Annotated in this window: 8 protein-coding genes; all 8 read left to right on the top strand. The window is 78.0% G+C overall.

Annotated features, from left to right (window positions below; all coding sequences use genetic code 11):
- Window positions 1-242 precede the first annotated feature (242 nt).
- The 8 genes from ACI79Z_RS17380 to ACI79Z_RS17345 all read left to right on the top strand — a co-directional run bounded on the left by ACI79Z_RS17380 (window position 243) and on the right by ACI79Z_RS17345 (window position 9,471).
- Window positions 243-1,016, top strand: coding sequence for a CDP-alcohol phosphatidyltransferase family protein (locus ACI79Z_RS17380; protein ID WP_387987916.1), 774 nt, complete (start codon window positions 243-245; stop codon window positions 1,014-1,016).
- Window positions 1,013-2,182, top strand: coding sequence for a glycosyltransferase family protein (locus tag ACI79Z_RS17375; protein ID WP_456903351.1), 1,170 nt, complete (start codon window positions 1,013-1,015; stop codon window positions 2,180-2,182). Before ACI79Z_RS17380 ends, ACI79Z_RS17375 begins: the two co-directional genes overlap by 4 nt.
- Before the next feature lie 82 nt (window positions 2,183-2,264).
- Complete coding sequence (locus ACI79Z_RS17370; RefSeq protein WP_387987914.1) at window positions 2,265-2,714, top strand: adenylyltransferase/cytidyltransferase family protein; 450 nt, start codon at window positions 2,265-2,267, stop codon at window positions 2,712-2,714.
- Complete coding sequence (locus ACI79Z_RS17365) at window positions 2,711-3,484, top strand: polysaccharide deacetylase family protein (protein WP_387987913.1); 774 nt, start codon at window positions 2,711-2,713, stop codon at window positions 3,482-3,484. The genes ACI79Z_RS17370 and ACI79Z_RS17365 overlap by 4 nt, the downstream gene beginning before the upstream one ends.
- On the top strand, window positions 3,481-5,598 hold the full coding sequence (locus tag ACI79Z_RS17360) for an acyltransferase family protein (protein WP_456903350.1): 2,118 nt from the start codon (window positions 3,481-3,483) through the stop codon (window positions 5,596-5,598). Before ACI79Z_RS17365 ends, ACI79Z_RS17360 begins: the two co-directional genes overlap by 4 nt.
- Window positions 5,599-5,607: 9 nt before the next feature.
- Window positions 5,608-6,867, top strand: coding sequence for a hypothetical protein (locus tag ACI79Z_RS17355; RefSeq protein WP_456903349.1), 1,260 nt, complete (start codon window positions 5,608-5,610; stop codon window positions 6,865-6,867).
- 77 nt (window positions 6,868-6,944) lie between these two features.
- Complete coding sequence (locus tag ACI79Z_RS17350; RefSeq protein ID WP_456903348.1) at window positions 6,945-8,117, top strand: O-antigen ligase family protein; 1,173 nt, start codon at window positions 6,945-6,947, stop codon at window positions 8,115-8,117.
- 187 nt (window positions 8,118-8,304) lie between these two features.
- A complete protein-coding gene (locus ACI79Z_RS17345; RefSeq protein ID WP_456903347.1) occupies window positions 8,305-9,471 on the top strand; it encodes a YveK family protein in 1,167 nt (388 codons plus the stop codon).
- Window positions 9,472-9,624: the final 153 nt, after the last annotated feature.

Raw genomic sequence — 9,624 nt, 5'->3', positions numbered from 1 at the left:
CGTCCTGCGACGGCCCGCCCGGGACCGACCCTCCGTCCGACCAGAGGCCCGTCACCCACGGTGACGGGCCTCGCTCCTCGGAGGGGGAGACCGCGCGGCCCTGCCCCCTGCGGGTGAGGGCACCCGCGCAGCCCTCCCGGCGGCCCCGCCGGCCCGGCGATGCTGCTGGGCAGCCACGACGCCGCGCACCCGTGCCGGCGTCCCCCGACCGGTCCCGGTCGCAGAACCACGGAGGCCCCCGGGTGGACCACTCCAGCGCCGCACTCGTCGTCCCGCGCCCGGGACGGCCCGGCGGCGAGAGCCTGCGCGCGACGCTGCGCCGGCTGTCCTCCGCGCAGAAGGGGGCGGCCGGCGCGCCGGCCTACTCGCGCTTCGTCAACCGCCCGCTGGGCCGGGTGTTCGCCGCCCTGGCGTTCCACGCCGGGCTCACCCCGAACGCCGTCACCGCGGTCAGCGGGGCGACCACCGCCACCGGCATCGTCCTGCTCGCGCTCGCGCCGCCGTCGGTGCCGACGGCGCTGGCGGTCGCCGCCTGCCTCGTCCTCGGCTACGCGCTCGACGCCGCCGACGGGCAGCTCGCCCGCCTGCGCGGCGGCGGCTCGCCGGCGGGGGAGTGGCTCGACCACATGGTCGACGCCGCCAAGGCCTCCGGCCTCCACCTGGCCGTGCTGGTCGGGCTGTACCGGTCCACCGACGTCGACCCGGTGCTGCTCCTGGTCCCGCTCGGCTACTGCGTCGTCGACGCGGTCACCTACTTCGGCACGATGCTCAACGAGGCGCTGCGCGCGCAGCACGGCGTCGCCACCCGCGCCCAGCCCACCGCCCAGCGGGTGGGCGTCGGCCGCTCCCTGCTGACGCTGCCGACCGACTACGGCCTGCTGGCCTGCACCTTCGTGCTCTACGGGTGGACCGCGGTGTTCGTGCCGGTCTACACGGTCCTCTTCCTCGCCGCGGCCGGGTTCCTCGCGCTGGCCTCGGTGAAGTGGTTCCGGGAGATGGGCCGGCTGCCGCGATGAGCCGCCCGCGGCTGCTCGTGGCGCACCCCGGCGCGGAGCTCTACGGGGCCGACCGGATGCTGGTGGAGTCGGCGACCGCGCTGGCCACCCGCTTCGACGTCACCGTCGCCCTGCCCGGGCCCGGCCCGCTGGTCGCCGAGCTGGAGGCCCGCGGGCTGCGGGTCGAGCTGTGCCCGATGCCGGTGCTGCGCAACTCCGCGCTGCGCCCGCGCGGGTTCCTGCGGCTGGTCGCCGACGCCGTCCGGGGCGCGCTGCCCGCGCTGAGGCTGCTGCGCGCGCACCCCGCCGGCGTGTACGTCAGCACGCTGACCCTGCCGTCGTGGCCGCTGCTGGCGCGGCTGGCCGGCCGGCGCTCGGTGGACCACGTGCACGAGGCCGAGCGCTCGGCGCCGCGGCTGCTGCGGCGGGGGATGGCGCTGTGCCCGGCCCTGTCCGACCGCGTGGTCGCCAACAGCCGGTTCACCCTGGACACGCTGGCCGAGGTGTCCCCGCGGCCGGCCCGGCGCGGCGCGGTCGTGCACAACGCCGTCCGCGCGCCGGAGGAGGTCGTGCCCCCGCGGGTGGCCCTCGACGGCCCGGTGCGGCTGCTCTACGTCGGCCGGCTGTCGCCGCGCAAGGGCCCGCAGGTCGCCGTCGCCGCGCTGCGGGACCTGCTCGACCGCGGCGTCGACGCCTCCCTGACGCTGCTCGGTTCGGTGTTCCCCGGCTACGAGTGGTTCGAGGCGGAGCTGCGGACGACCGTGGCCGGGGCCGGGCTGGAGGAGCGGGTCACCTTCGCCGGCTTCCGCGCCGACGTGTGGCCGCACCTGGCCGACGCCGACGTCGTCCTCGTGCCGTCGGTGGGGGACGAGTCCTTCGGCAACACGGCCGTGGAGGCCGTGCTCGCCGCCCGCCCGCTCGTGGTGAGCGCGCACAGCGGGTTGCGGGAGGCGGTCGACGGCTACCCCGGCGTGCAGGCCGTCGTCCCCGGCCGGCCGGAGGCGTGGGCCGACGCCGTCGCCCGGGTGGCGGCCGACTGGCCCGCCGCCCGCGCGGCCGCGCTGGCCGGCGCCGCCGCGGCCCGCCGCCGGCACACCCCCGAGCGGTTCACCGCCGAGCTGCTGGCCGCGGTCGGCGTGCCCGCCGCGGCGGTCCCGGTGCCGGTGGCCGCCCCTCCCTTCGGGTGACGGGACCCGCACGGGTGATGACGGTCGGTCAGCCCGCGCTGTGCACTCGCCGGGCAGAGAACGTCACCAGGGGGATCTCGCCATGACAGTGATCGGCTACGCGCCGGGCGCCTACGACCTGTTCCATATCGGGCACCTGAACATCCTCAGGCACGCCGCGGCGCACTGTGACCGGCTGATCGCGGGCGTGGTGTCCGACGAGATGCTGTTGCTCACCAAGGGCCGGCTGCCGGTGGTGCCGCTGCCCGAGCGCCTGGAGATCGTGCGCAACCTGCGCTGTGTCGACGACGTGCACGCCGAGGTCGTCCCGGACAAGATCGACACCTGGCGCGAGGTCGGGTTCGACGTCATCTTCAAGGGCGACGACTGGCGCGGCACCCCCAAGGGCGACCGGCTCGAGCGCGACTTCTCCGCCGTCGGGGTGGAGGTCCGCTACTTCCCGTACACGATGCACACCTCGAGCACGGTGCTGCGGCGCGCGCTCGCGGCCCTCGACGCCCAGACGGCGGTCGACGGCGGCGTCCTCCGGTGACCGGCGGCCGCTCCCGGCTGCCGCTGCCGCCGGTCCTCATGTACCACTCGATCAGCCCGTCGGCCGAGCCCGACCCGCACGCCCTGCGCGTCCACCCCGCGCGGCTGGACCGGCACCTGGGCCTCCTGCGGCGGCTGGGCCTGCGCGGCGTCCCGCTCACCGAGCTGGTGCGGGCCGCCGAGCGGGGCGCGGCCGCCGGCCTGGTCGGCCTCACCTTCGACGACGGCTACACCGACTTCCTCGACCACGCCGTCCCGGTGCTGCGGCGGCACGGCATGGCCGGCACCGTCTACGCGGTCGCGGGGCTGCTGGGCGGCACCAACGACTGGGACACCGGCCCGCGGTTCCGGATCATGGACGCCGGGCAGCTCCGCGCGGTGGCCGCGGCCGGCCAGGAGGTCGGCAGCCACACCCTCACCCACGCCCGGCTCGCCGGGGCCGACCCCGCGGTGCTCGCCGCCGAGGTGGGGGAGAGCCGGCGGGTGCTCGAGGACGTCCTGCAGGCCGAGGTGCCGGGGTTCTGCTACCCCTACGGCTCCTACGACGACGCCGCGGCCGACGCCGTCCGGGCCGCGGGCTACGACAACGCCTGCGTCACCGGCGACTACGAGCCCGGCGACCGCGTCACCCTGCCGCGCTGCTACGTGTCCCCGCGGGACACCCGGGCGCACCTCGTCGCCCGCCTGGTCCGGCACTCGGTGCGGCTGCGCCGCGCCGTCGCCCGCGACGCCGCGCGCCCGGCCGCCCCGGTCGCGGGGGCCGGCCGGTGACCCTCACCGCCGAGCGGCCCACCGGGCAGCAGCCGCGGGAGGAGCGCCCGGCGGCGTCGCCGCACCGCTTCCGCGCCGACGTCGAGGGCCTGCGCGCCGTCGCCGTCGGCCTGGTGCTGCTCGACCACGTCCTCGGCCGGCCCTCCGGCGGGTTCATCGGGGTCGACGTCTTCTTCGTCATCTCCGGCTTCCTCATCACCGGGCTGCTGGTCCGGGAGCGCGAGCGGACCGGGCGGATCTCCTTCCGCGCCTTCTACGTGCGGCGCGCCCGCCGGCTGCTGCCGGCCGCGGTGGCGACCCTCGCGGCGACGTCGCTGGCGGCCTGGCTGCTGTTCCTCGGCGGCCGCCTCCAGGAGACCCTGACCGACGCGGCCTGGGCGCTGGCGTTCGGCGCCAACGTGCACTTCGCGCAGCAGGGCACCGACTACTTCCAGCAGACGGCGGCCCCCTCGCCGGTCCAGCACTTCTGGTCGCTGGCGGTCGAGGAGCAGTTCTACCTGGTCTGGCCGCTGCTGATCCTGCTCGTGGTGGCCGTCGCCGGACGGGGGCGCTCCGCGCGGCCGCTGCTGGCCGTGGCCTTCCTCGCCGTCGTCGCCGCGTCGTTCCTGTGGTCGGTGCACGCCAGCGCCGTCTCGCCGACGACCGCGTACTTCTCCACGTTCACCCGCGCCTGGGAGCTCGGGGCCGGCGCCCTGGTCGCCGTCACGGCGACGCAGCTGCGCCGGCTGCCCGGCGTGCTCCGCGCCGCGCTGGCCTGGGCGGGGCTGCTCGGCGTCCTGGCGTCGGCGGCCGTGATCACCTCGGCCGACCCCTTCCCGGGCTCCGTCGCCGCCCTGCCGGTCCTCTCGGCCGTCCTGCTCGTGGCGTTCGGCGACGCCCCCGGCGGGCCGGGCACCCGCTGGGTGCTGGGCAGCGCGCCGGCCCGGTTCCTCGGCCGGATCTCGTACTCGCTCTACCTGTGGCACTGGCCGGTCGTGGTCCTCACCGCCGCCGTCCTCGGCGCCGGGACGCCGACCACCGCGGTCGTCGCGATCGTCGTGTCCCTGGTCCTCGCCACGGTCTCGTACGCGGCGATCGAGCAGCCGGTCCTGCACTCGGGCTGGCTGCTGCCCGGCGGGCGGCCGCCGGGGGCGCAGCACCGGGCCGCCGCCGTGCGCCGCCGGGGACGGCTCGTCGCCGCCGCGACGGCGACCGTGCTCGTCGTCGGCGGCGCCGGGCTGACCGTCGCCTTCCCGCCCGGCCGGCTGGACGCGCAGGCGGTGGCCGCGGCCGGCGCGGCGGCGCAGGCGGCCACCGAGGGCGACCCGCTGACCCGCGAGCTCCGGGCGTCGGCCGCCCTCGTGGCCTGGCCCGCGGACCTGCAGCCGGCCCTCGACGAGCTCCCCGGCTACCTCGAGGAGCAGTGGAGCGGCGGGTGCTTCGACGTCGGTGACTGGAACGCCGACCGGTGCGTGTTCGGCGACCCCGGCGCGCCGCACTCCGCGGTGCTGCTCGGCGACTCGGTCGCCGGCGCCTGGCTGCCCGCGCTCCGGGCGGCCGTGGAGCCGCAGGGCTGGTCGATCCGGACGCTGACCATGGGCCAGTGCCCGAACGTGGACGCGGTGACCCTCTACCAGGGCCGGCCGTTCACCGAGTGCGCCGAGCACCGCGAGTGGGCCCTGGACCTCATCGACCGCACGCGGCCCGAGCTCGTCGTCCTCAGCCACACCTACGACACCCGGCTCGCCGACCCGGACGCCGACAAGGCGGCCGTCTGGGAGCAGGGGATGACCTCGGTGGTGCAGCGGGTCCAGCGGTCCGGCGCGCGCGTCGTCGTGCTGACCGGCCCGCCCTCGGGCGCGAACCTGCAGACCTGCGCGACCACGGTCAGCACCCCGGCGGACTGCGTGCAGGAGCCGCCGCGGCGCTTCCTGCAGCAGGTGGCCGTCGAGGAGGACGTGGCGGAGGCGACCGGGGCCACGTTCGTCGACCCCGAGCGCTGGTTCTGCGTCGACGACCTGTGCCCGGCCGTCGTCGGGTCCACCCCGGTCTACGCCGACGGCCTGCACATGACCGCCGAGTACGCCGAGCGGATCGCCCCCGAGGTGGGGGCGGCCGTCCTCGGGACCGCGTAGGTGGCCGGCGTGGGACCGCGCGGCCGGGCCGCCGGGGCCCTCGTGGGACAGGGCACCCAGGCGCTGGCCGGCCTCGTCCTGCAGGTCGCGGCCGCCCGCGAGCTGGGTGCCGCGGGGCTGGCGGTCTTCTCGCTCGCCTACGGCGCGCTCGTCCTGGCCACCGCCGTGTCCAGCGGCCTGGTCGGCGACTCGCTCACCGTGCTGGACCGGCACGACCCCGGGATCCGCGCGGGCCTGCACGTGGGCGCGGTGCTCGTCGCGGGCGCCGCCGGCGCGGCCGGGTGCCTGCTCGCCGTCGTCAGCGGGGCCCTGCCGCTGTGGGCGGCGCTGCTCGCCGGGCCCGCCGTCGTCGCCTTCGTCGTCGAGGACGCGCTCCGCCGGCTGCTCATGGCCGCGGGCCGGTTCTGGTCGCTGCCGGCCGTCGACGTCACCGCCCTCGTCCTGTCGCTGGCCACCCTCGTGCTCGCCCGGTCCGCCGGGGAGCTCACCCTCGCGTCCTTCGTCGCCGCCCTGCTCGCCGGGCAGGCCGGCGCGGCGCTGCTCGCCTGGGCGCTGCTCCCGGCCGGGGAGCGGCCGCACGGTCCGTGGCGGCGCCCGGCGCTCGGGGCCGTCGCCGCCTTCGGCGTCTGGCGGGCGGCGGCGCAGACGATCCGCCCGGCGCAGCTCACGCTGCTCCGGCTGCTCGTCGTCGGGGTGGCCGGCGCCGCGGCCTACGGCCCGCTGGAGGCCGCGCGGGTCTACACCGCCCCGGCGATGGTCCTCGTCGCCGGGCTCGGGTCCTTCCTGCTGCCGCACTTCGTCGCGCTGCGCCCGCGGGGTGCGCGCGCCGGCCTGGACGCCGCCGACCGCGCCGCCGCCGGCCTCGCGGTCCTGGTCGGCCTGCTGGGCGTGCTCGCCGTCGTCGCGCTGCCGTGGGCGGGACCGCTGCTGACCGGCGGGGGGTACGACGTGCCGGTGGGCGCGGTGGCCGCCTGGAGCGTCCACGCCGCGGCCGCGGCCGCGCTGCTCCCGTACGCGAGCCTGGCGTCGGTCCACGGGCGGCAGCGGCGGGTGCTCGCGCTGCGCGCGGTCGAGCTCGGGTCGCTGGCCGCCGTCGCGCTGCTGGTGACGACCGCTGACGGCGCCGTGCCGTGGAGCCCCCTGGCCCTGGCGCTCGGGCCGGTGCTGGCCGCCGTCGCCGTGCGCCGGACGCTGCTCGTGCCGCAGGTCCGCGCGGAACGCGCCGCCTCTGCGGAGCCGCGGGCCGCAGCCGGGGCGGTCGCCCGGTGACCGCGGTCGTCCCCGCGCCGGTCCGGCCCGACCACCGGCCGCCCGCGGTCCCGCCGCGCACCCGGTCACGGTCCCTGGTGACCCTCGCCGCGCTGCTCGTGGTCGTCGGCAGCGTCGGGTGGCGCCGCGGCGAGTACTTCACCGGCTCGCTGGACCCCGTCGTCGTCGCGAAGGCGTGCGTCAGCGTCCTGGCCCTGGCCCTGGCCTTCCTCCTCGCCCAGGCAGGTCCGCGCCGGCGGGTGGGGACCGGGACGGTGTGGTGGCTGGGCCTGCTGCTGGCCTGCACGGTCCTGGGCGCGCTCACCGCGGGCCACCTGGTCGCCGGGGGAGTCGTGGCGGTCCGCGTCGCCCTGCTGGGCGCCACCGTCCTCCTCCTGCTGCGGGCGGTGTCCGCGGTGGCCGTGCTGACGGCGGTCGTGCGGGCGTGCGTGGCGGTGGCGCTGGTCGCCGCCGTCACCGGGCTGCCCTCGTACGCCGACGGGCGGCTGGCCGGCGGCGTGCCCGCCATCGACCCCAACGAGCTGGCGCTGCTGGCCTCGACCGGGGTCCTGTACGTCGCCTGGCGCACGGTCGTCTGCCGGGCGGGGGTGCGGGCCGCCCTCACCGCGGCGGTCCTGTCCGGCGTCGTGTGGGCGACCGGCTCGCGCACGGCCCTGCTCATGCTCGTGCTCGGGGTGGCCGCCATGGCGCTCCACATCCGGCGCCCCCGGGTCGGCCTCGTCGTCGGCGGCCTGGTGCTGGCCGGGGCCGCGGCCGTCACGGTGGTCTCCACCGGGGCCGTGGCCGGGTTCGTCTCCCGTGGCGGCGACGGCACCAGCACCCTCGGCTCGCGGTTCATCGCCTGGCGGGCCGCGCTGGACTGGGCCGACTCCCAGTGGCAGACCGCCGTCGGCGGCGGCCTCGCGGTCAAGATCATCCGCGTCCAGGGGCAGTACTGGGACACCCAGCCGCTGGACAGCAGCTGGGTCTCGCTGCTCGTGCAGGCCGGCTGGGTCGGCGTCCTCCTCGGCGGCGGCTGGGTGCTCTGGAGCCTGCGCGGGCTGCTCGAGGCGCCGCGCGCGCACCGCGTCCTGTTCCTCGGCCTGCTGGTCTTCCTGCTCGGCCGCAGCGTGCTGGAGAGCGGGCTGTTCGACGCGAGCGTGGCGTTCCTGCTGTTCACGGCGGTCTCGCTGCTGGCGGAGGGCGGCTCCCGGGATCGGCTGCGCGCCGAGGAGCCCGAGGTCACCGCGGACGTCCCGGCCCGCTGCTGACGCCCCTCCGCCGGTCCCCGGACCGCCTGCCCCATCCCCTCCGATGGGGTGAGCAGGGACCGCCGGCCGGGTCCCGTGGAGTCCGGTGCGCCCTAGCCTCGACCGGAGCCACTCCGGGGAGGCCGGGACGGCGCGCGGGGCCGAGGGCCCACGGGGTGCGTCGGTGGGGCTCCAGGGGGTGGGCGAGATGGAACTCCGGGACTACGGGACGGCCCTGCGCCGGTACTGGGCGACGTGGGCGGCGATCGCGCTCACCGGGCTGTTCGTCGCCCTCGTCGTCGTGCTCGCCGTCCGGCCGACGTACACGACCACCGCGCAGGTGTTCGTGGCCAGCTCGGGCGACGGGACGAGCGGTTCGCAGTTCGTCAGCCAGCGGGTGACGACCTACCCCGACGTCGCCCGCAGCCAGACCGTGCTCGGCCCGGTCGTCGAGGAGCTCTCGCTCGACGAGTCCGTCACCGACCTCCGGGCGCGGGTCGCCGCGGTGAACCCACCCGACACCTCGCAGGTCGACGTCTCGGTCACCGACGAGGACCCCGCCCGCGCCGCCGCGGTCGCCAACGCCGTCGCCGAGCGCTTCAGCACGGCGGTCGAGGACCTCGAGGAGCGGCAGGACGGCGTCTCGCCGGTGGACCTGACCGTGACCGACCCGGCCACCGTCCCCTCGTCGCCCGTCTTCCCCGTCCCCGGACTGGTGCTGGGCCTCGGCCTGTTCGTCGGCCTCACCCTGGGCGCCGCCGTCGCCGTGCTGCGCAGCCGCGCGGACACCCGGCTGCACACCGTGGACGACGTCCGCACCGCCTGGGGCGCCGGCGGGGACGAGCTGACCGTCCACGCCGTCGCCGCCCGGCGCAGCCGGCGCCGGCGCGGGACCGGCAGGCCCGTGGCGATGCTCGCCCGCCAGCTGGAGCCGGTGGACGACGACGGTCTCGTGCGGGCCGTCGTCCTCGCGGCCTCGCCCGACGAGTCGCAGGCCGCACACGACCTGGTCACCGCGCTGGCGACCGAGCTCGTCGACGCGGGCACCCCGGTGGTGGTGGCCGAGCCGGCCGAGGACCCGGCGCCCGTCCTGCCGGCCGGTGCCCGCCTGACCGTCGCGTCCGCCTCGGCCCCGGCCCGCGAGTGGCGGCGCCTGGCGCGGGAGAACGACGGCGCCGTGCTGGTCGTCACCGCCGGCCGGACGGAGGCCGCCGACCTGCGCGAGGCGCGGTCGCTGCTCGCCGCCGTGGGTGCGGGCCTCTTCTCGGTCGTCGTCCTCCCGTCCCGCCGGGCGGGACGGCCGGCCTCCGGCGACACCGTGCCGGCCCGGCCGGCCGTCCCGGCTGCGGGCGAGCGGGTCCCCGCCGGCTCCTGACCGGCCCGCCACGGCGGAGGCCCGGCCTCCGGGTCGCGGCCCGGACGCCTGCGGCCGTCCCCGGGGAGGACGGCGGGGTCGGTCGCGCGGGATTAACCTGGGAGTCGAGGCCCCCCGCGTATCCGGCGCGGTGTGTGCGGCCACCGGACCCCA

The sequence above is a fragment of the Geodermatophilus sp. SYSU D00663 genome (genome assembly GCF_054050655.1).
Note: the sequence above shows the minus strand (reverse complement) of the source record. Positions and strands in the feature narration are given on the sequence as shown.

Excerpts from the sequence above, each read along its gene's own strand:
- ACI79Z_RS17375 (WP_456903351.1), top strand. The coding sequence starts at position 1,013 with ATGAGCCGCCCGCGGCTGCTCGTGGCGCACCCCGGCGCGGAGCTCTAC.
- ACI79Z_RS17370 (WP_387987914.1), top strand. The coding sequence starts at position 2,265 with ATGACAGTGATCGGCTACGCGCCGGGCGCCTACGACCTGTTCCATATC.
- ACI79Z_RS17345 (WP_456903347.1), top strand. The coding sequence starts at position 8,305 with ATGGAACTCCGGGACTACGGGACGGCCCTGCGCCGGTACTGGGCGACG.